17 protein-coding genes are annotated in these 20,919 nt (G+C 36.1%); 9 read left to right on the top strand and 8 right to left on the bottom strand.

Features of this window, described 5'->3' with window-relative positions; all coding sequences use genetic code 11:
* Window positions 1–125: 125 nt before the first annotated feature.
* The 6 genes from LGQ90_RS10060 to LGQ90_RS10035 all read left to right on the top strand — a co-directional run bounded on the left by LGQ90_RS10060 (window position 126) and on the right by LGQ90_RS10035 (window position 9,578).
* The gene (locus LGQ90_RS10060) at window positions 126–1,409 is read left to right on the top strand and encodes an McrC family protein (protein WP_229340720.1); all 1,284 of its coding nucleotides are present in this window, start codon (window positions 126–128) and stop codon (window positions 1,407–1,409) included.
* Between the two features lies 1 nt (window position 1,410).
* Window positions 1,411–4,605: a type I restriction endonuclease subunit R gene (locus LGQ90_RS10055; RefSeq protein ID WP_229340718.1), complete on the top strand. Its 3,195-nt coding sequence runs from the start codon at window positions 1,411–1,413 to the stop codon at window positions 4,603–4,605.
* A 23-nt stretch (window positions 4,606–4,628) separates the two neighbouring features.
* The gene (locus tag LGQ90_RS10050) at window positions 4,629–5,495 is read left to right on the top strand and encodes a hypothetical protein (protein WP_229340716.1); all 867 of its coding nucleotides are present in this window, start codon (window positions 4,629–4,631) and stop codon (window positions 5,493–5,495) included.
* Between the two features lie 10 nt (window positions 5,496–5,505).
* A complete protein-coding gene (locus tag LGQ90_RS10045) occupies window positions 5,506–7,470 on the top strand; it encodes a DUF2779 domain-containing protein (protein WP_229340714.1) in 1,965 nt (654 codons plus the stop codon).
* Window positions 7,471–7,540: 70 nt separating this feature from the next.
* Complete coding sequence (locus LGQ90_RS10040) at window positions 7,541–9,247, top strand: AAA family ATPase (RefSeq protein WP_229340712.1); 1,707 nt, start codon at window positions 7,541–7,543, stop codon at window positions 9,245–9,247.
* Complete coding sequence (locus tag LGQ90_RS10035; RefSeq protein ID WP_229340710.1) at window positions 9,225–9,578, top strand: cyclic-phosphate processing receiver domain-containing protein; 354 nt, start codon at window positions 9,225–9,227, stop codon at window positions 9,576–9,578. Before LGQ90_RS10040 ends, LGQ90_RS10035 begins: the two co-directional genes overlap by 23 nt.
* Here the strand turns inward: LGQ90_RS10035 and LGQ90_RS10030 are convergent.
* From LGQ90_RS10030 to LGQ90_RS10000, 7 genes are all read right to left on the bottom strand, one after another.
* On the bottom strand, window positions 9,575–10,468 hold the full coding sequence (locus tag LGQ90_RS10030; RefSeq protein ID WP_229340708.1) for a helix-turn-helix transcriptional regulator: 894 nt from the start codon (window positions 10,466–10,468) through the stop codon (window positions 9,575–9,577). The genes LGQ90_RS10035 and LGQ90_RS10030 overlap by 4 nt on opposite strands.
* Window positions 10,469–10,479: 11 nt before the next feature.
* Window positions 10,480–10,974 (bottom strand): YqiA/YcfP family alpha/beta fold hydrolase, encoded by a 495-nt coding sequence (locus LGQ90_RS10025; protein ID WP_229340706.1) that lies wholly within the window; start codon window positions 10,972–10,974, stop codon window positions 10,480–10,482.
* Between the two features lie 307 nt (window positions 10,975–11,281).
* Window positions 11,282–11,629, bottom strand: a complete 348-nt coding sequence (locus LGQ90_RS10020) for a BfmA/BtgA family mobilization protein (protein WP_229340705.1) — start codon at window positions 11,627–11,629, stop codon at window positions 11,282–11,284.
* Between the two features lie 553 nt (window positions 11,630–12,182).
* Window positions 12,183–12,854 carry a P-loop NTPase family protein gene (locus LGQ90_RS10015; protein ID WP_229340703.1) on the bottom strand — a complete coding sequence of 224 codons (672 nt, stop codon included), beginning with the start codon at window positions 12,852–12,854 and terminating at the stop codon, window positions 12,183–12,185.
* Entirely contained in the window at window positions 12,847–13,656 is an 810-nt protein-coding gene (locus tag LGQ90_RS10010; protein ID WP_229340701.1) for a hypothetical protein, read from the bottom strand. The genes LGQ90_RS10015 and LGQ90_RS10010 overlap by 8 nt, the downstream gene beginning before the upstream one ends.
* 4 nt (window positions 13,657–13,660) lie before the next feature.
* Window positions 13,661–13,840 carry a helix-turn-helix domain-containing protein gene (locus tag LGQ90_RS10005; RefSeq protein WP_229340699.1) on the bottom strand — a complete coding sequence of 60 codons (180 nt, stop codon included), beginning with the start codon at window positions 13,838–13,840 and terminating at the stop codon, window positions 13,661–13,663.
* 164 nt (window positions 13,841–14,004) lie between these two features.
* A complete protein-coding gene (locus LGQ90_RS10000) occupies window positions 14,005–14,436 on the bottom strand; it encodes a hypothetical protein (protein ID WP_229340697.1) in 432 nt (143 codons plus the stop codon).
* Window positions 14,437–15,004: 568 nt separating this feature from the next.
* Here LGQ90_RS10000 and LGQ90_RS09995 point away from each other — a divergent pair.
* Window positions 15,005–16,096, top strand: a complete 1,092-nt coding sequence (locus tag LGQ90_RS09995; protein WP_229340695.1) for a Fic family protein — start codon at window positions 15,005–15,007, stop codon at window positions 16,094–16,096.
* Between the two features lie 406 nt (window positions 16,097–16,502).
* The gene (locus LGQ90_RS09990; RefSeq protein ID WP_229340693.1) at window positions 16,503–17,525 is read left to right on the top strand and encodes a TolB family protein; all 1,023 of its coding nucleotides are present in this window, start codon (window positions 16,503–16,505) and stop codon (window positions 17,523–17,525) included.
* Between the two features lie 911 nt (window positions 17,526–18,436).
* Here LGQ90_RS09990 and LGQ90_RS09985 read toward each other — a convergent pair.
* Window positions 18,437–19,540: a glycoside hydrolase family 130 protein gene (locus LGQ90_RS09985; RefSeq protein ID WP_229340692.1), complete on the bottom strand. Its 1,104-nt coding sequence runs from the start codon at window positions 19,538–19,540 to the stop codon at window positions 18,437–18,439.
* A 167-nt stretch (window positions 19,541–19,707) separates the two neighbouring features.
* Between LGQ90_RS09985 and LGQ90_RS09980 the strand changes: the two genes are divergently transcribed.
* A complete protein-coding gene (locus LGQ90_RS09980; protein WP_229340690.1) occupies window positions 19,708–20,901 on the top strand; it encodes a GAF domain-containing sensor histidine kinase in 1,194 nt (397 codons plus the stop codon).
* The last annotated feature ends 18 nt before the right edge of the window (window positions 20,902–20,919 follow it).

Raw genomic sequence — 20,919 nt, 5'->3', positions numbered from 1 at the left:
TTGAAGAAAAACCTTTAATAAAATCAGATTTAAAGGGGACATTTGGATCGAGGTCCCAAAGAAAAGTTTGTGACTTATTCTCTTCAGTTTACGAATTAAATACCGGGAATGCTAGAATAAAAAGCTTGAAAATTATAGGTTTTAAAGATTTCTATAAAAAAGAAGATGAAAACAGATTAATTCTAAAGCTATATTCGAAAGAAAGCGATCAGGCCGAGAAAAAATATTATGTGCAAACTGGTTTGTTTTCTGGAATAGTTTTTCATAAAGAATGCCGATTTAATATAACTACCCGGTACGGGGATGTTTTTCTTCGGCGGATGCTGAATTATGTAAATGATATTTATGTTGATACTGAAAAATATAAAGCCTCCAAAAAAGAGAATTTCAACGAATTTCAATTTATTCTCGCTTATTTATTTATTCAAACCTTAGAGAAAGCATCTGTTCTAGGCTTACCCAAGGAATATCAAAATGTAACTGAAAGAAGTCATAAGGTTAGAGGAAGAGTAGATATAAATGCTTACCTGAAACATGATATGCCTTTTAGAGGGAAACTTACTTCAAGTTACAGAACTCAAAAATATATTCAGGAAATCATTGATGTTCTCTATTTATCATTACTTAAACTAGAAAAAACTTTTGGAAAAGATATTAATGATAAAATATTTGGAGTAAAACAGTTACTTAAAAGAGAATATTCAGGGATATATGTCAGTCAGGAAACTTTACTGAAGGCTAAAAATCATCGTGTCTTATCAAATCCTCTATTTGCATCTTTCAAAAAAGTTTTAGAATATGCTGAAATAATTTTACTTGATTATGAATTGACTCCAGAGAAAAAAAAGGATAACAAGCTCGAGACTACAGGTTTTTTATTTGATATTTCCCAATTATTTGAACTTTATCTGGAGAAATTACTGGCTAAGCGTTTTTCTGATTGGGAGGTGAAAGGACAGGAAGAAATTAAGCTTTATTCGAGTCAATTTTATAGCAGAAAAATGTTACCTGATCTTGTTCTAAAACATAAATATTCTGATAAGGTGATAGTTTTCGATGCTAAGTTTAAATCTATGAGAATGGAAAGAAAACCAAGTAAGATTTCAGATCTTGATAGAAATGATTTTTACCAGATCCATACTTATATGCAATATTATCAATCTGATTTAATCTTTGGCGGATTAATGTATCCATTATCCAATGAACTGAAACTAGATAATACGCATTCAGATTATTTGTTCGGTCATATAAACCATTCAAATACTAAATTCATTGTGGATGGTATCTATGTAAATGATAAGATGACTATGAAGAAAATTCTGGAATCAGAGAATAGATTTCTTGATAGAATCGAAAATTTAATTGAAGAACGCTTAGAAAGAAAAGAGGTTAAGTTAAAAGCTGTATAACATGAGCTATGAATACTCAGAAGATGCTTTAATAGAACAGGCTACCCAGGATACCCTGGAAGATTTAGGCTGGTGCGTTACTACCGCCTGGAGAAATGAGACTTTAGGGGAAGCAGGTCTTCTGGGTAGAGAAGATAAGACCGAGATCATCCTAAAAGGTAAATTGGAGAAGGCCATAAAAAACCTTAATCCCGGTTTGCCACAGCAGGCTTATGACCAGGCTATTGAAATTATAGATCAACGTGAGGCAGATAAAAAGCTTGCCCGGATCAATAAGGAAAAATACGATCTCTTTAAAAATGGGGTGCCGGTTTCTTTTACTAACGATAAGAATGAAGTTGTAAAGAAGAAACTAAAAGTCTTCGATTTCAGGGATTACCATAACAATGATTTCCTGGCGGTCAGACAATTTGAGATTTTCGGTCAGCATTATAATCGCAGGCCTGATGTGATTGGATTTGTAAATGGGATTCCTCTCATATTCATAGAACTAAAAGCTCATCATACAGATCTTCGTCACGCTTACGATGATAATTTAAAGGATTATAAAGAAGCGATCCCGGAGCTCTTCCATTCCAATGCTTTTATCATATTGAGTAATGGTACAGATTCAAAGGTTGGCACTATTACGAGTCCGTATAAGTACTTTCTGGACTGGAAAAGAATTGAAGAAGAGGAAAAAGGTCTGGTTAGTTTAGATACCATGCTTAAAGGCACCTGTGCACCTCATAGGTTTATGGATATTTTTGAGAACTTTCTTCTATACGATAATGCTGGAGGAGAAGTTGCTAAATTAATGGCCAAGAACCACCAGTATCTTGGGGTAAATAAGGTGATGGAAAACGCCAGAAATATAGATGACCTTAAAGGAAAACTCGGGGTTTTCTGGCATACCCAGGGAAGTGGAAAATCCTATTCGATGGTGTTTCTTAGTGAAAAGATCCATCGGAAATTTGGAGGCTCCTATACTTTTTTAATCGTGCTGGACCGAACCGAATTACAAAACCAGATCTATGATACTTTCTCAGGCGTTGGTGCTGTAAATAATAAAAATGTCATTGCAGGGAATAAAAAAGGCAGGACCGGACGGGAACATTTAAGGGAACTGCTCGCGGAAAACCATAAATATGTCTTCACCTTAATTCATAAGTTTTCGATAGATCCTAAAGAAGAATTAGAATATCCATTAATTACAGATCGAAAGAATATCATAGTGATTTCAGATGAAGCCCATAGAACCCAGGCCGGAACTTATGCCAGGAATATGCGTTATCATGGAATTCCCAACGCTTCCTATCTAGGGTTTACCGGAACTCCAATCATTAAAGAAGAGGAAGAAATTACAAAGAATATTTTCGGGGATTATGTTTCTATTTATGATTTTAAAAGGGCGATCGAGGATGAAGCAACACTTCCTTTACTTTATCTAAATAGGGGTGAGAAGCTTAATATTGAGAATCCTGAGCTGGATGAACAAATGGCTGAGGTTTTTGAAAATGAGGACCTGGATGAAGATCAGAAGAAGAAATTAGAATACCTGTTTAAAAAAGATTACCCGGTTCTAACGGCTGAGCCCAGATTGAGAACTATAGCCAAAGATTTGGTCTGGCACTTCAATGAAAGAGGATATCAGGGTAAAGCTATGTTCGTTGCCTTAGATAAGCCTACGGCCGTAAGAATGTTCGATTATGTGAAAGAATACTGGCCGGAATATCTTTTAGCACTTGAGAAAAGAATTCAGGATTGCGAGGATATTCAGGAAGAGCGGGAACTTAGAAGAAAATATCAGAGGGTAAGTGAAACTGAAGTTTGCGTAGTGGTAAGCGGAGAGCAGAACGAGATCGATAAATTCAGAAAACTAGGACTCGATATTGGTACGCATCGCCAGAAGATGGTAGAACGTAACCTGGAAAAAGAGTTTAAAGATCCCGAAAATCCATTCAGATTGGCAATTGTTTGCGCGATGTGGATCACCGGTTTTGATGCCCAATGTGTTTCTACCGTTTATCTGGATAAACCCATAAAAGGTCACACTCTTATGCAAACCATAGCCCGGGCTAACCGTGTTTATGATGATGAGAAAGAGAATGGGTTAATTGTAGATTACGGGAATGTATATAAACAATTAGAAAAAGCTTATTCTGTTTATGGAGAAGGAGGGAAGTCGCAACCAGAAGGAAGTAAGAATGAACCTCAAAAACCGGTTGAACTAGTTAAAGAGCAGGAAGGGGAATTAAGGACAGCAATAGAAGAAACCGAAAATTACTTAAAAGAATTAGATTTCGATCTAAGCAGTATGATGGATGTAAAACCGATGGAAAAAATAGGTCTTCTTAACCATTCTACTGAAAAAATAAATCTAAATGAAACCTCCAGAGCTTCTTTTGAAGTGATGGCTAGAAATGTTTTTAGAAAATATAAATCATTATTTCCAGATGATGTGGTGAAACCATACATTAATAAATATAATGCGATAGATGCAATTTATTCAGCTTTAAATCAAAAGGTGAAGTCTGCTGATGTTTCCGAGATCATCAAAGAACTTCAGTCTATTGTAAGCGATAGTATTTTGGTTCAGGAAAACGGAATGGTTCAAGAAGAGAATGTGTATGTGGATTTATCCAGTCTCGACTTTGATAAATTGAAGCAGGCATTTTCCAGGTCAAAAAAGAAAAATTCCATCGTCTATAATTTGCAGGAAGCAGTAGAGAAGAAAGTGCAGCAAATGATTCAGGATAATCCTTTGCGATTGGAGTTTTATGATCGTTATAAAGAGGTCATAGACGAATATAACAGAGGAAAGAGTTATGAGGACACGATCAAAGCTTTTGAGAGGCTGAATGAGTTTATACGTGATCTTGATTTTGAGGATAAACGGGCGATGCGTGAAAGTGTAGATCAGGATACTTTAGCCATTTTTGATTTACTTAAGGAAGGAAAGAAATTAGGTGATCAAGAACTCAAATCTATCAAAAAGATTGCTGTAGAAACCTTAGCTACTCTAAAGGAAGAGAAACTGAAAATTGATAGATGGAGAGAGAGCCGGATGCTGAGGTCGCAAATCAAAACGCTGATTTACGAGAAGCTTCTTTATCTGCCTGAAGATTCATATTCTGATGCTGAGGTAGGACAAAGAGCTGCTGATGTATATCAGCATATATATACGATGAGTAAAAGACAAACGATTAACTACTGATTTAATTTAAAAAGATAACCGTAATGAAATTTATTTCAACCACGGCATTAGCCAAAAAAAATAACCTTGAACCTAACGAATTATTTAGAAAGCTAACAGAAAAACAATGGATTTATAAAAAAGAGGGGACCTGGATTCTAACCAAAGATGGAAGGATTGCCGGCGGGGATTCGAAGTATAATCCAAAATTTGGTGAATATGTAGTTTGGCCAGAAAATTTAAATTTTAATAAAACTGTAAGCTCGACTAATACAGTTAATGCTACAAAAATTGGAGAGTATTTTAGTATATCGAACAGGAAAGTTAATCTTTATCTATCAGAATTAGGATGGATTGAAAAAGGGAAAGGAGGTTGGATTTCAACAAATTCTGGAGTTAGAAACGGCGCTAAGCAAATGGAAGCTCGAAATGGAAAGCCTTATATAATTTGGGACGAAAGTGTATTGTCCAATAAGCATTTAATACGAGAGATAAAAGAAAGTCAGGGTGATATCGATATTCAGGCCGAAGATCATGAACAGGAAAGTTTAGATGATTTTAGAACTAAGTTTCCTGCTACTTTAAGAACTCCAGATGGTCATTATGTTAGAAGTAGAGCTGAATTATTAATTGATGATTTTCTTTATAAAAATGGAATTGTACATGCCTATGAAAGGAAATTAAATATTGACGAAGATATGTACTGCGATTTCTATATCCCCAAGGAAAAGCTATATATAGAATATTGGGGTCTTGAAGAAAATGAGAAATATGCCCAGAGAAAAAAGGTAAAACAAGATTTGTATAAGAAGTACAATATTAACCTTATAGAGTTAAATGGCGATGATATTACTAACTTAGATGAAAGGTTAGCAGCAAAACTTCGTAGGTTCAATATAATTGTAGATTAAATTATATACCATGTCCCAACGCCTACTAACCAAATCCCGTTTTAAACTTGCCTTAGAATGTCCTAATAAGCTCTATTATACCAAAAAGCCTGAGTACGCCAATCAGCAATTGGAAGATACTTTTTTACAGGCGCTGGCTGAAGGTGGATTTCAGGTAGAAGAGCTGGCGAGAATGGAATATCCAGAGGGAGTTCTTATTGAAAATAATGATTGGGATTATGATCTTTTAGTTGAGCAAACCAATGAGTTGCTTTATCAGGAAAATGTTGTCATTTTCGAAGCGGCTTTTAAATTTGATAATCTTTTTATCAGGACTGATATTCTGGTAAAACAGGGAAATAATATTCAACTGATAGAGGTAAAGGCGAAATCTTTTGACCCTGCTGATGAGAATTTATTAGTTGGGTCTAGGGGAGGACTGGTAAGCGGTTGGAAACCGTATTTGTTTGATGTTGCTTTTCAACGTTATGTGATACAAAAATGTCATCCTGAATGGAATATCAAATCCTATCTTAAACTTGCGGATAAGAGCAAGACGGCTAAAATTGATGGTTTGAATCAGCTTTTCCGTATTTCAAAACAAGCTGATAATAGAACGGGAATTATTAGAAAGGTCGATAGCCTGGAAGAAACCGGAGGAACTGTTCTGGGAAATGTTGGTGTAGACGAGATACTAAATGATATCGAAGTAGGGAAACACAGAATTTATGAAGACCTGGGTTTTGAAAAATCCATAAAAGTCTTTGCAGATCATTACCAAAAAGATCAATATTTCAATTACCCGGTATCCTGGGCCTGTAAAAGTTGTGAATTTAAAACTACTCCGGAGCAAGACCATGAGGGATTAAAATCTGGATTTCAGGAATGTTTTGAAAAACAGCTGGGATGGAAACCTGAAGATTTTCAAAAACCTAATACTTTTAATATCTGGAATTTCAGAAAAGGTTCCAGGCTATTTGAGGAGGGATTGATACATCTTGAACATATAGATGAAAGCCATGTTGGATTACAGGAGGAAGCAGAAAAATTTTCAACCTCCCATAGACATTGGACACAGATAGATAAGACTGTGATGGGAGATTATTCGGTTTTTCTATTTAAAGATGAGTTGAGAAGAGAGATGGGAACCTGGAAGTTTCCATTAAACTTTATCGATTTTGAGACCTCAATGAGTGCATTGCCTTTTAACAAGGGGAGACATCCTTATGAGCAGATCGCGTTTCAATTTTCACATCACACCGTGAGTGAAAATGGAACTATCAAACACGCTTCGGAATATATAAATTTTGAAGCTGGTAAGTTTCCAAATTTTGAATTCGTACGCGAACTAAAAAAGGCATTATCTGGAAATGACGGCAGTATTTTTAGATATTCTAATCATGAAAACACGGTACTTAATCAAATACACGACCAGTTAAGTGAATCGAATGAAACAGATCAGGAAGAACTCAAAATGTTCATTGAGTCAATTACCCAACCAAGGAAGAATGATATAAGAAAAGATGCAGGAGATCGAAATATGATCGATCTTTTTCAGGCTATCAAGGACTATTATTATAGTTTATATATGGGAGGTTCAATTAGTATAAAATCTGTTCTCCCAGCCGCCTTGAAAACATCTGAGTTTTTACAGGGTAAATATTCCAGAACTATAACTGAAATTGGTTTAAGTTCGAAAAACTTCCCTGGAGATCATACCTGGCTACAGGAAATAGATGGTGAAATTCAAAGTCCGTATAAAACCTTACCGCCACTTTTTGAAGACTGGGACGAGGAACAATTGGATGCCACTATTTCAGAAATGGAAAATATTGCCGATGGGGGAGCAGCTCTTACTGCCTACGGAAAACTACAATATACCGATATGCCGGAAGAAGAGCGAATGGAAATAAAAACTTCTTTACTAAAATATTGTGAATTGGACACTCTTGCTATGGTGATGATCTATGAGCATCTGAGGGAACTTACCACTTAATTCTTACTAAGATTTTACGGCGACACCTTTTGTCCCCAACCACCTGTATTCTTGTAGGAAAGAATTACAAATGAATACAGAAAAAATCAACCAGCCCTTATATGCCATCTCCGGGATCTATACCGCTGCGAAAGGAAATCAGTTTGCCGGTTCCGTTACTGAAGAATATGAAAAGGAATTACAATTACTGTCCGAAAAACTTGGAATAGGTACTGAAAGTGCCTTTATCTTTTCGCTGATCTTCACCCAGAATATGGAGAATGACAGCGTCGGGTATTCTTCCATTGGAAAATATTTAAAAATCAATGTGGTCGAGGTGATGGCCAGATCTGGGAATTTTAGGGAACTAAAAGAAACTGGTTTGATAGAGGAAAAGAGAAGAAGGGGAAGGTTCAATAGAGGAAATGTTGAATTTATTGTTCCCGATCCGGTACAGGAGGCTATTCTAAATAACCGGTTGCCATTCGTTAAAGAAGAACCTGAAATAAAATCTTCTCTGGATATCCTTGAAAGGATCTCTGATTTGATAGATGAGTGCGGTGACGAAGAAATTTCTCCTGTGGAACTGTTTATCCAAACCAATGCCTGGCTTGATGAGTTTGAACATTTTCCTTTATTGGGAAATGTTAAAAAGCTTCGCTTAAGCGATTTTGAAAAAGCTATATTCTTTGATGTGCTATGGAATTCAATAACAGGGAGCGAATCCACGAGTATGTCCAGAACGGTGGAGGCTTTTATTAGGAGTATCAGTGCTAGGGTAAAATTTTGTCAGAGGCTGGTCTCGGGTGATACTAAGCTTTTAAAATTAAACTTGATTGAACTGGAAAAAGCAAATTTTTTCAATGACTCTGGACTAAAATTAGGTGAGTCCGGTTTTAAAATGCTGGAGGAAGAGGGAGTAAAGCTGGCTGAAGTGGATCAAAAAGATGTTTTAGATCATAAAGCCATAAAAGACAAAACACTATTTTATAACGAGCAGGAGCTTAGCAGCATTGAAATGCTAACTAAAACTTTTGAGGCCCAAAGATTTAAAGAAGTTCAGCAAATATTAGAAGCTAAATCTTTACCAATTGGAGTAAACTGTATTTTCTACGGACCACCGGGTACCGGAAAGACCGAAGGTGTTTTGCAATTAGCAAGGGAAACCGGGAGGGACATCGTGCGGGTGGATATCAGTGAAACCAAATCAAAGTGGTTTGGAGACAGTGAGAAACTGATCAAAAAAGTATTTACCCGATATCAAAAACTGTATGATATAAAAGAGGTGGCTCCTATACTATTGTTCAATGAAGCGGATGCGATTTTGTCCAAACGGACCGGTAATTCAGAGCAGGGAGTGGATCAAACCCGAAATGCCATTCAGAATATCCTTCTGGAGGAACTGGAAAATTTTAAAGGCATATTTATCGCTACCACCAACCTTATCGATAACCTGGATGCGGCCTTTGAAAGACGCTTCCTTTTTAAAATAGAAATCAAACGTCCGGGAATCGCTGCCCGTCAAAAAATATGGCAGAATAAAATTGATTTCTTATCACCAGAACACTGCCTTGAGCTGGCTCAACAATTTGATTTTTCAGGAGGTGAGATCGAGAATATCACCCGTAAGATCTTAATGCATGAAATTATCAATGCTGAAAAAATTGATTTCAAAGCGATTCTGGATTTATGTCGTCAGGAAAAGTTTGAAACAAGTTCAGGAACAAATGTTGAAGAAAAGAAAACTACCATCCTTGGATTCCAAAACTATAAAAATGAGGACCCTTATCTGGCTTGATGATTTACGAGATCCAAAAGATTTGAGGTTAGATTGGCTTGCTTATAGTCCTATTGGAAAAGAGGTGGAAGTGATCTGGGTGAAGAATATGCAGGAATTTGTAAGCTGGATTCAGGCTAACGGATTGCCAGAGGGAATCTGCTTTGACCACGATCTGGGAGAAAACGAACCTACGGGTTATGAGTGTGCCAAATGGCTTGTGGAATATTGTCTGGATAATAAAGTATTGCCACCATTATGGGCTTGCCAAAGTGCAAACCCGGTGGGGAAGGTGAATATCAATAGATTGTTTAGGAGTTTTATACTGAGATTTGAATCTGGATTTCACTAATACCGATTTAGTGCAGCGGTTAAATTTTCGAATATAGTCTCTCTTAAACTTTCAGGCTGCAGAACTTTCACCTGATCGCCATAAGATAGTATCTCCATTTTAAAATCGTAGGTTGGGCTTATAAAATAGCTAAATCTTATTTCCTCTTCATTTTCGAGAATCAGTTCCTGACTGTGGTGGAGAGGAAGTGATTTTATGTATCTGCCCTGCTGTAATGTAAAGGATAAAATTACTTCTATGGCCTTTTCTCCTGTTCCGTTAATGATTCCGAAGCTGTCTTTAAATTCTTTAGCAACATTATAGGAAGCACTTTTAAATTTTTCTGCGGATATAATTAATTCCTGAATTCGATCCAGTGAAAAATTCTTTATACGGTCGTCTTTATCATCCATGCCAATGAGATACCAACGGTTCCTGGCTTCTTTTAATGCAATAGGTTTTACTCTACGATTACTTTTAGAACCATCCCAGAATTTAATATAATTGAACTCGATAAAGAGATTGTTTTGGATAGCATGTATCAAGCCGGCCATATGTTCTGTCCCCAAATGCCGTCTTTCTTCAAAAATTAGGGTATTTCCAAATCCTCTGGACATTCTTATGGCATTCACTATCTCAAAATTTTCCCTTAATCTTCGGGAATGTATTTCTTCAACATCTTCTTTTATGTAATATTTATTAGTGCTCTTATTAGAATCTATTTCAATCTCGTAAATAGAGGCGATGTCAATAATATCTCGTTGTAAAGTTCGCTGAGAGGTTAGTAGCTTTTCATCTATAGCATCTGGATCCAGTGATATTTCATCCTGAATTTCCTGATAACTCATAGGTCTTCTTCTTAGAAGGGAAATGATTTTTGTATAGCGTTTTAAACTTTGTCGTACAGACATAATTGCTGATTTTAATAACAAATTTTACTGAAGAATTCTTTTACTTCAGCTTCAAATACATCCAATGGAATTCGGTGACCAAGTTGAGGATGGATTTTGATTACCACTTCATCACCACAGAGGCGACTCCCAATATAGTTTAAAGTCTCCTGCGGATTTACAACTTCATCTCTGGCTCCTAACACCATTTGTTTTAAAGCAATACCCCTGATAAATTTCTCCTTCGGATGCATAATACTCCAGGGGTGTTTAGACAAAGGAGGATTGAATAATAGAGCAGGGCGGCCAATCCAGTTTGAAATGATATAGGAATTTAGAGCACCCATACTGCTACCTATAATAACATTGAATTCGGTATTAGGAAATTTTCGAAGAACTTCTGTATACTGAACATGATCTTTGGAATAGTCAATATCTGGAGCGAAAACTTTGCCGTATTGTTCTAAAATTTTTCGTTTTTCAGTACTCAATTTACTTTTGAGTCCGTGTAGATATAAAATATTCATCCTGTTAATTTAGAAGTTCAAAACAAATAAAATGAAAGTAAGCGACAAAATATGTCGTTTATATGAATTTTATGGAGATGAAGAACAAACGCTAATAGACCGTGTAGAATATGATCCTAATTTTTGGGGTAATTTTCAGCTGAACTAATCAATTATATTCCAGCCCCATTTCTACCATAACTAACCTTGCGCGGGTTCCTTTGCTGTTTTTATAGTGTTCCGTAGATAAACGTGAAATAAAAACAGCATAGGGCGCATTATGAGGATTTGATCTAGAATTGAATTTTCCTCTTCTTTAAGCTTATAGCTATTTATAAAAATCGGGGTGCGTATCATCCTCTTCATAATCCCTTTTCTTTTGGTTCCTGGGATCTGCAGCGTTTATAAGTTTTAGAAGGATAGTAAGAGTAGGTTCCAGGGTTTCTTTTTCCATTTTACGCAACAGGGATTCTACCGCATCCATTCGTTTATTGAGAACATGAACCAAACGGGCATTCGTATATGGAAAAGGTTCAAAAGGTGAGATATAATTACTCTCAAAAAAGTCCAGCATAGCCTCTAAGGTTTCTGTATAATTGACCTCATTTTTAATGGAGTATTTTTTAAAACGTTCCACCGTTTCATTGTGGAAATTAATCCGTGAAAATCTACTCATGGTTCCTTTTTTTTAGAAATTAGGATAATGCACTGTACTATTTATAAGGGTTGTCAGCCTTTTGTATCAAATGGTTCTTTTTTGTGGCTCCTTAAATTTTAAATATAATTCACAAGTATCTAAAAATCAGATATATAAGTAAAATGAGAAAATTATAACACCGCCCCGCGTGTTATCCTCTTGCTTCTCATTTTTCATTCGGGTCCCCCTCCTGAAACGAGAACTTTAATCCGTAGATTATCATGCGAGTTTTTCATTTTAAGACCATTTTATTTGTATCCATTTATGCTTATTTGATTAATTGAAAAACAATCCAAATAGCATCATTTTAACTGTTTTTAAATCTGTATTTATAAAAAAAATTAATGCCGCGGAGGTAAGCCAAAATAATTTTAAGTCAGTTTTATTTAGAATATTCCTTTAATGAAATCTTCAAAAATGTATGCAAATGGATTTTGGCTTACTTCCAATTCCAGATCCCAGGACGAACCTCTTTTTCCTAAGGTGAAGCCTTTTTGCTACATCGTGGAAAATGTGGTGAGGACTTTTAGGATCATTCTCTCCAACTCCTACCCTCCCATTTTATAATATTGAACATCTCCGGAAGCCGATCCCCAATATGATTTCCATACCGCTCTGCTATGGCCGATGGTTTTTCATTGGTGGTCACAAAAGTTTTTAATCTCCGCCGGTGTCGTTCAAAAAGCAATTTCCCGATAAGTTCCTCCCGATTATAAGCCTTGTCTTCTTTTCCCAGATCATCCAGATATAATTTTCCTCTATAATAGTTTTCCAGTTTAAAATCACTTGTAGGATCTTTTTGAGAATCATAATACCGGGTCAGCATATTTACGGTAGTTATCTTTGGAAACCAGAGCTGGGAAATATTCGTTTTAAGGATGATCGTTTTTCCAACCTCATGGATGATGTTGAAAAGGGTCGATTTTCCCACTCCGTAATCGCCATAGACTAGTAATCCTTTTTGAAGGCTTGCCCTGTTTTTTAAAATTCCATAGGCATTAAAATCTTCCAGCAGCAGAAAATAGCGCAAAATGGTATAGATGATCTTTTCGTTTTCAGCTGTGATCTTAAATTCCAGCCCCTGTCGACTTGCTTCCGCCTGGAACATGTTCCAAAAGACTCGTTTGCCAATGCGAGGCCGATCTTTACCTCCCACAGCTGGCAAAGACTTAGTCAAATTTGATACAAGTGTTAAACTAGTCATAGCTTTTTATTTTTTCAGTAGTGCGCAGATCCATTTCTTTTGTTTTTGGTGGTATTTTTCGTTGTGCGATCAGCTGTCCTATTTTCTGTCGAAGTTTATGTGTGTCCAGGATGATCCCTTTCCAGAATTCATCTTCAGCATCTAAAAGTTCGAAGGCCAGCTGCAGTTGTGCTTTGGAGATTTTGTCACTTTCCATCATCAACCGGATGGGAGTTACAAACTCTTTGAAACTGGCATTTTCTGTTTTTTTCAAAGGCGCCCCTTTATTTTTCAAATTTTTTAAAAAGAGCTTTTGAAATTTAAGCGCCCATTCAAAATAGTCCTGGTGGTTTTTTGGAATTTCAATTTTTTCAATTTCAAATAGACGCTTTTTGTTTAATAGGTTTATTAAGTTTAAAGGTTTATTGTTTAATAATTTATTTATACTAACAATGCTTTGGACCTGCTCAGGGTTATGCATTGTACAAGGCTCCGACACTGCTTTGTCTAGTGCTTCGGTGGGTGCTTTGGTCATTTTTACCAGGGCAATGACATTGGCGGTGTACTGGTTCCTGCTTTTTTGGATCCACTGGACAAATCCCCAGTCCACCAGATCTTGTAAAGCTTTACTGTAGGTTTTGTAATTTTTAATCCCTAAAACTTCCATGGCCAGGTCGGTAGGAAAACCAAATTCAGACTTCCACCCCAGCCGGTTACAACGTTCTATGGCAAAAAAGAAAATAGCGGTGTGCACAGGCTTTACTTTGCCGGAATTGGCAAAGCTGAAATCGAACCATGCTTTGGAAAACTCGTATCCGTTCATAGCCTTATTGCTTTAGATTTCCCAACAACCAGGCATTGAGTTTCGTTCTCTCAAAGTAGATGGATTTTCCCCGGGGTTTGGCGTAGGGGATCTTGTTCATCGAAGTAAGCTTGTACATGTAGTTTCTGGAAATACCTGTATATTGACAGGCTTCCTCCAGGGTCAGTACTTCTTTGTTTGCCATGAGCAGTTGTTCGATTCTGATCAACCGCTCTTTTAATTCTAAATGGTCCATGATTGCTATTTTTTTAAAGCCAACAACAGCGTTGGTTTGTGGTTTATAGCAACAAATGACTAATTAAAATTACTGATAATCAATATGGTAACAGGTAATCTAGTGGTAATTCCTTATAAACAGCTTTGAAAAAGTCTGGAAATGTCCTGGAGGTAGGGAGCCTCATTGGTACGCCAATCGGAGATGTTCTTAGTTGATAAGTGCAGCTGCTCTTTCCCGGCTGGATTTTTCAGAATGAAATAATGCCGTGCTAAATCTATCATCTGCTGATTTTCGAGGTTCTTAAAACCGATCAGCAGCTGATTTAAAAATTCAAGCAGGGATTGGCGGTTGACCTCTTTTGGTCTTTTAGGAGAAGTATCTATCCAGATAAGGCGTTTGTTGGGCGGAATGGGTGTTAATGCTGTTAATGCCCAAAAGCTTTGATAACTGCCACTCAGGTATTGTTTTGAAAATTCCCTGAACAGTTTTTCGGTCTGAACTTCGGTTAATGCAATCGCCTTAATATTATAAAAATGTAAATTTTCAAGGCCTTCTCTATCCAAAGTGTAAACTTCCAGTGTATTTGCATTCTTTCTGATCCTCTTTTGTTTGAGATGGAAATAAATTGCGGAAATACAGAATAGAAAGCATAGTAAATAAATAATACTGAAAATAAGTTTAATCCACAGCGAAGGAGAAAATATCCAAACATAATATAAAGCCAGAGTTAGAAAGAAAATGCAACCTAGAAAAAGGAGAAGGCCAATCTGTGAATTTGTATCCCTTACTAGAGAAATGAGAAATGTTTTAAGCTTTGCCCTCAACTGAAGTGTAAAAATTGCAAACCGCTCTAAAAACATACTGAATGTCTTATGATTAACTAATTAAAGATAACCAAAAGAAAGATGAAAGGTTATTTAGAAATACTGCTTCTATAAAAAAGTTTCTTCTCTTGTGTGCAGAATGATAATATACCGTAAGGGACGAGCTGAATTATTCCATCAGTTTGACGATGTTCTGGTTCATATTTGTGAAAGTCTTTTTGAAATTATTTAATTGTGAGCTATATAAAGATTTTTATAGCTCAAATATTGGCTATATATTGAGCTATAAATTATTAATTAATAGCTCATGACTTGGAACTGGCAACTTAAAAACTGGCCTAACTTCGAATACATATCAGAAGTTTTGCTTCCCTATGAAAAAGTATTTTTGGAAAAATCGGGAATGTTGTATGGTAGTATGAAGCATATTAGTACTGAAGGTCAGGATGAGTTAAAAGTAATGCTGCTTAGTGATGAAGCGTTTCAAACTTCTAAGATTGAAGGTGAACTTTTGGATAGGGATTCATTACAATCCTCAATTCGTAAACATTTTGGCCTTAAATCAGATAAAGGTAGAGTGTCTCCTGCAGAATACGGAATTTCAGAAATGATGATTGATTTATATACGAATTATTCATCTCCTTTAACTCATGAGCAATTATTTTTATGGCACGAAATGCTGATGAATGCACGCCGTGATCTTCAGAATATAGGTAGTTATAGAACGCATCCAGATCCAATGCAAATAATCTCAGGTTCAATGGGGCGGCCGATAGTTCATTTTGAAGCTCCTCCATCTCGTGCAGTAAAAAAAGAAATGGATAAGTTTATTTCCTGGTTTAATAGCACCACCTGTGAACGCTCAGGCCCAGTGATTAAGGCTGGTATTGCGCATTTATACTTTGAGAGTATCCACCCTTTTGAAGATGGAAATGGAAGAATTGGCCGTGCAATATCAGAAAAAGTATTGTCACAATACTTAGAACGGCCAACCTTGATTGCTCTTTCGCATATTATTGAAAATAATAAGAAGCTTTATTATAAATCCTTGCATCTCAACAGTAAGGAAATTGAAATTACTGGATGGCTGGAGTATTTTTGTAGAACGATACTTCAGGCTCAGGATTATACCCAAAGAATGATTGATTTTCTAATAGGCAAGACAAAGTACTTTCAGAGGTTTGATAAAAAGTTTAATGATCGCCAAAGGAAAGTGGTGAATCGGATTTTTAGAGAAGGTATAGAAGGATTCAAAGGAGGCTTAAGTGCAGATAATTATATCAAGATCACTGGGACAACAGCTTCAACCGCTACCAGGGATTTGAGAAAAATGGTAGATCTGGGAGCTTTAAGAAAAACCGGGGAGAGAAAAGGCACTCGATATTATTTAAACCTTTGAGCTGATTTTTAGCTATAAAATTAGCCCGCTCTAAAAACATGTTAATGTCCTATGATGGTCTAATTAAAAATAACCAAAAGAAAGAATAGCTATTTTGCTTTGTATCAACTCAAGAAAGAGATTCAGATCTCACAAAAATATAACGCAACCATTTTGTAAAATTATCATCTATAATATAAAGGAGTTATGGAAAGTCGAGTTTGCAAACTGATAATTATCTGTGTTTTATCATTGATTTTCGGTTCTTGTAATATCCTTCAATAGAAGTGATTTTGGGTTTTATAAATACGAGCTGACTAAGGAATAAACCATTTAATAGGAGATATTTAAGATTTTGTACATTAAGCAATTGCCAACTTGTAAAAAAAATTAAAAAACTGTGATCTGAAACGGCTATAACCACATCATGAAAAAATTCAAATTTTACCTTTTTATTTTTGCTGTCTTTATCAGCTGCAGTTCAAGTGACGATAGTTTTGATGAAACCGAATCACGAAACCTTATATCTTTTGAACTAACCCAGTCCTTTGGAGATTATTTCGGAGATCCCAGATTGTTTTTATATAATATTGATAAGGAGGAACAAATTGAATTTTTGACAGATTACGATTATTACGACTGGCATAAAAATGTTATTTATTACACCAAAGGTTTAGACGTATGGAAAAAAAGTTCTCGTGGGGATAATAGACAAATTGCTTCTATAGATGCACCAAGGGTGTGGGATATAATGATTAGCCCAGACGAAAAACTATTGGCATTCTCTACCAACGATGCGATACTTGTTTTGGAACTTTCTTCAGGAAGTCTGACAAATATTACTTCTTCACTTCCCGAAGCACGTTATAGAAAACCTATATGGTCTGCGAATGGTAGTTCATTATTAATGCAGCAACAACTTCATAAAGTTAGAGAAGGCGACGAGTATCCAACAGTAACGGGTAATTATTTTGTTTACAACATTCGAAACGAAGATTTTATAGAGGTAGAGATGTTTGATGAATTTGCTTTTCCAGGAAGTGCCGGATGGTTTCCCGATGGAACTGCAATAGTATATGAACAGTATAACGGCATATTTAAATATGTTTTAGCAAATGACGAATTAATTAGAATGACCCCGGAAGATATTTATGCTATTAGACCAAAAATTTCACCTGATGGAAATAAAATGAGCTATAAGATGCGAAATAATGTTGAAGGTGTCTATGATGATGGATTGAATATACTTGCGATAATGAATACAGTTACACTGGAAAATGAAATTGAAACAGATTTTTCAGGAGGGCCGTTAAATTGGTCTCAAGATTCTGAAAAATTAATTTTACCCTATAATGGAATCTCAATTTTTAATGTGAATACTGGTACCCTAGAAAATGTTATAGGACCAATCGAATCTTATTATATTTCAGATCCTACCTGGCTACAATAATTTACTTATAAAGAAATTTTTACCTGCAGTAATATTCTTATTTTTCTTACAGATCATTTTCTACTAAATAAAGCGAAAAATTTATTTGTATAGTCGAAATAAGAAATTGTATATTTGCCAGCCCTCTTTGAAAACCTAGGTTGACATCGAGTTTGTTCTTAGAAAAATAGTATCCGAATTATATCATTTGCATTCAAATAGCACTCATTGAGTATTTACTCCTTGAGAGCTTGTTAAAAGCTGTTAAAAGGTGGCGAATTCGGTGCTCCTAAAATATAGGCCTTTGGAGAGGCCTATGAATAAAGACATTATGCGGTTAGTTCGAGTCTCGTCCAGACCGCAAAGTTGCAAAAAAGCTCCTCTATACGGGGGGCTTTTTTTGGCACTAATGAGTAGTTGTGTTGTTTGTCCCGACTTGTCGGGATGTGTAGTTAGCCAAGTTATAATCCTATGTTGTGTGGATTTTGGTTAACCAATGAAAAGCTTTTTTCCGTCTAAACGGGAAGAGGCTTTTTTGTTTTTAGGGCTTTTCTGAGATTATGAAAAACGGCAACACTTATGCTAATCCAAGTAAAGTGTGACACTATTATACCATAAGTTTGTGCTTTGATAATCTTTATAGATAACATTATCGTCTGGGGCGGTGTACATGTAGACTATACACAATTCAGATGTTATGAGTAACTTCCTTTTTTTTGCTTCTATAATCCTGGCCATCCTGGCTGTTCTAAATACAATTTATCTACTTATCGTTCATTTTAAAAAAGATAAATGGTTTAGAAATCGTTAATAGATCAATCAATATAATCAGATTTTTATTTCTAAATTTTCTTAAGATCTCTTCAATATATAATACCGTGTGTGCTGATTAGTGGATAACTCCCATGTAAAATAGCGATCCACAAAACTCTTTAATTAAGTCTGGTTCTCACTACACCTACCATGCTATCTGCGGTGCCATAAAAAAGATACCATACTCCTTTAAAATAAACCAAACCTTCGATAAATGTGGTTCCATCTTTATATTGTCCCGATTTTTCGAATTCCATTTCCGGTTTTATAAATGGTTTCTCAGCTCTATCAAGGATCTTCCAGGGCTCGCGGGAATCAAATAAAGCCTGACCTCCAGTATAGATCCTGTTTCCTAGTTCTTCTACGCCAATATTTTTAGAATTACCGGCATTATAAAGAACAAGGATTCCGTCACTGGTAAGAATAGGGGGTGGACCGGCTTCCACCAGCCATGAATCAAAATAACCGGGTCTTGGACTAAGTACCGGTGCAATCTTTCCTTCGTAATCTTCAACCGGCTCCCAGTTAATGAGGTCTGTTGAACTGGCCAGGTAAATATGCGGCACACCAAAATACATCCAGTATTTCCCGTTAATTTTTGCGGCCAATAATTTTCCGTTTTCCAGTCTGGTAAGGATTGCTCCAGATTTGGTCTCGCGATCCATGTATTTACCGTTTTTAAAGTATTTAAAAGCTGGCCCGTGTTTTTTCCAGTTTTTGAGATCGGTCGAGGTTGCGACCGCCAGCCTTGGAATGTCCCGGTTCCATTGGGTATAGGTGAGTACATAAACTCCTTCCGTAGTCTCCACAATTCTTGGGTCTTCTGTTCCGCCAGGCCATTCATACTTTTTCTGATCATCATTATCAGGAAAGAAGATAGGGGCAGGTTTTCTTTTATAGTGAAGCCCATCTGCTGAAATGGCCATCCCTATTCTTGAAGTATGACCACCAATTTCCTTTTCACCCAGCTTTTCTTCGGCACGATATAAAACATGGATTTTATTATCTTTTACAATTGCTGCGGGATTAAAAGTAGCCATAGACTCCCATTTTACAACATTACCGGTCACAGGATCTTTAAACTCAGAGTTTGTTTTCTTCTGAATTATTGGTTGTTGTTGGGTAAAGCGTTCAAAAGGACCCAGCATCCATTCTTTTTCCTGCGCCAGCAAACCGGATAGAATGGGCGATAAAATAAACAGGATCAGAAATAATTTTTTCATGATTTCTTAGATTGAAGTTGTTAAAGTAAGAAAGCTGTGTTGAATTACTATTAAAAAAGTTGTGTTATTAATGTGGTTTTTGATTTTAGTTTTCATGATTTCTTAAGATTTTTAAGAGCTACTTTGTTGAAGATTAACTATATATTTGCACTCCCCAAAACTTACCTATGTTAGATAATATCGAAAGTAGCGAGGTGGAATATCGAAGGATAAAAAGCCTAAGTAAATTTGACCTTGATTATGAAGAATTACAGGAGGAATTTAGATTCCTGGTGGAATTAGCGGCTATGATTGCCGATACAGAGATTTCTGCTATTAATTTAATTGATAATTATTTTCAATGGACGGTGACCTCACAGGCCATAAAGTCAACTCAAATTCCGCGGGAAGAATCTGTTTGCGATAGAACGATACGATCTAATAAGCCTCTCGAAATTATGGAATTAGATCAAGATGAACACCTAAAATATCAGGGTTTTTCAAAGGAGGAAGCTGGTTTTAATTATTATCTGGGTATTCCGCTAACACTTGAATCTGGAGACAATATCGGTGCATTATGTGTTCTGGATAAAAATTCAAAAGAGATTTCAGACAAAAATAAGGCAATGTTGGGCCTGGTCGCAAAGGAAATCGTTAACAAACTGGAGCTAAGAAGAAAAATGGATGAAAGTCTTTTTTCTTTAAATACGGCCGTAAAAATTAAAAACCAGGTAGCCCATGACGTACGGGGACCTATAAATGGAATTACGGGTCTTGCCGAGCTTGTGGAGTCTGAAGATTTTAGCCGGGAAGAAATGCTGCAGTATTTTCAGCTCATAAAAGATTCCGGAAAAAGCCTTCTGGAGCTTACTGATGATATTCTGAAAGTAGGAATGTCAATCGATCCGGCAAAAACACGGCTTATTAATTTAAAGCAATTAAAGGTCAAATTGCTGAAATTATATAGATTACTGGCCAAATCAAAAAATATCGATCTTCAGATCAAATTAAATCCTGATAAGGCAAATTTTACACTTTCAAAAAGGAAGTTACTTTCAATTTTTGGAAATCTGATTTCTAATTCAATAAAATTCACTCCAAGTGGCGGGTCGATCCAGGTAAATCTGGATATTCTCAATTTGGATAAAGGGAGATTTCTTGAATTTGTAATTATTGATACCGGGTTGGGAATATCTCAGGAAGCACTTTCAGAATTACGGGAAAATAAATTAGTGTCTTCCAGGGGTACTTCGGGAGAGAAAGGCTTTGGATTGGGACTTAAATTGGTGCAGGAAATAATCCAGGATTTTAATGGGGAATTGAATATTTATTCCGAGAAAGGTCAGGGAACAAAAATTGAGGTAAGACTTCTACTTAAGTAATGTAATTTTACAAAGAAT

The sequence above is a fragment of the Christiangramia sediminis genome (assembly GCF_020552705.1).
Classification (GTDB): domain Bacteria; phylum Bacteroidota; class Bacteroidia; order Flavobacteriales; family Flavobacteriaceae; genus Christiangramia; species Christiangramia sediminis.
Note: the sequence above shows the minus strand (reverse complement) of the source record. Positions and strands in the feature narration are given on the sequence as shown.

Excerpts from the sequence above, each read along its gene's own strand:
- LGQ90_RS10055 (WP_229340718.1), top strand. The coding sequence starts at position 1,411 with ATGAGCTATGAATACTCAGAAGATGCTTTAATAGAACAGGCTACCCAG.
- LGQ90_RS10050 (WP_229340716.1), top strand. The coding sequence starts at position 4,629 with ATGAAATTTATTTCAACCACGGCATTAGCCAAAAAAAATAACCTTGAA.
- LGQ90_RS10045 (WP_229340714.1), top strand. The coding sequence starts at position 5,506 with ATGTCCCAACGCCTACTAACCAAATCCCGTTTTAAACTTGCCTTAGAA.
- LGQ90_RS10040 (WP_229340712.1), top strand. The coding sequence starts at position 7,541 with ATGAATACAGAAAAAATCAACCAGCCCTTATATGCCATCTCCGGGATC.
- LGQ90_RS10035 (WP_229340710.1), top strand. The coding sequence starts at position 9,225 with ATGAGGACCCTTATCTGGCTTGATGATTTACGAGATCCAAAAGATTTG.
- LGQ90_RS10030 (WP_229340708.1), bottom strand. The coding sequence starts at position 10,468 with ATGTCTGTACGACAAAGTTTAAAACGCTATACAAAAATCATTTCCCTT.
- LGQ90_RS10025 (WP_229340706.1), bottom strand. The coding sequence starts at position 10,974 with ATGAATATTTTATATCTACACGGACTCAAAAGTAAATTGAGTACTGAA.
- LGQ90_RS10020 (WP_229340705.1), bottom strand. The coding sequence starts at position 11,629 with ATGAGTAGATTTTCACGGATTAATTTCCACAATGAAACGGTGGAACGT.
- LGQ90_RS10015 (WP_229340703.1), bottom strand. The coding sequence starts at position 12,854 with ATGACTAGTTTAACACTTGTATCAAATTTGACTAAGTCTTTGCCAGCT.
- LGQ90_RS10010 (WP_229340701.1), bottom strand. The coding sequence starts at position 13,656 with ATGAACGGATACGAGTTTTCCAAAGCATGGTTCGATTTCAGCTTTGCC.
- LGQ90_RS10005 (WP_229340699.1), bottom strand. The coding sequence starts at position 13,840 with ATGGCAAACAAAGAAGTACTGACCCTGGAGGAAGCCTGTCAATATACA.
- LGQ90_RS09995 (WP_229340695.1), top strand. The coding sequence starts at position 15,005 with ATGACTTGGAACTGGCAACTTAAAAACTGGCCTAACTTCGAATACATA.
- LGQ90_RS09990 (WP_229340693.1), top strand. The coding sequence starts at position 16,503 with ATGAAAAAATTCAAATTTTACCTTTTTATTTTTGCTGTCTTTATCAGC.
- LGQ90_RS09985 (WP_229340692.1), bottom strand. The coding sequence starts at position 19,540 with ATGAAAAAATTATTTCTGATCCTGTTTATTTTATCGCCCATTCTATCC.
- LGQ90_RS09980 (WP_229340690.1), top strand. The coding sequence starts at position 19,708 with ATGTTAGATAATATCGAAAGTAGCGAGGTGGAATATCGAAGGATAAAA.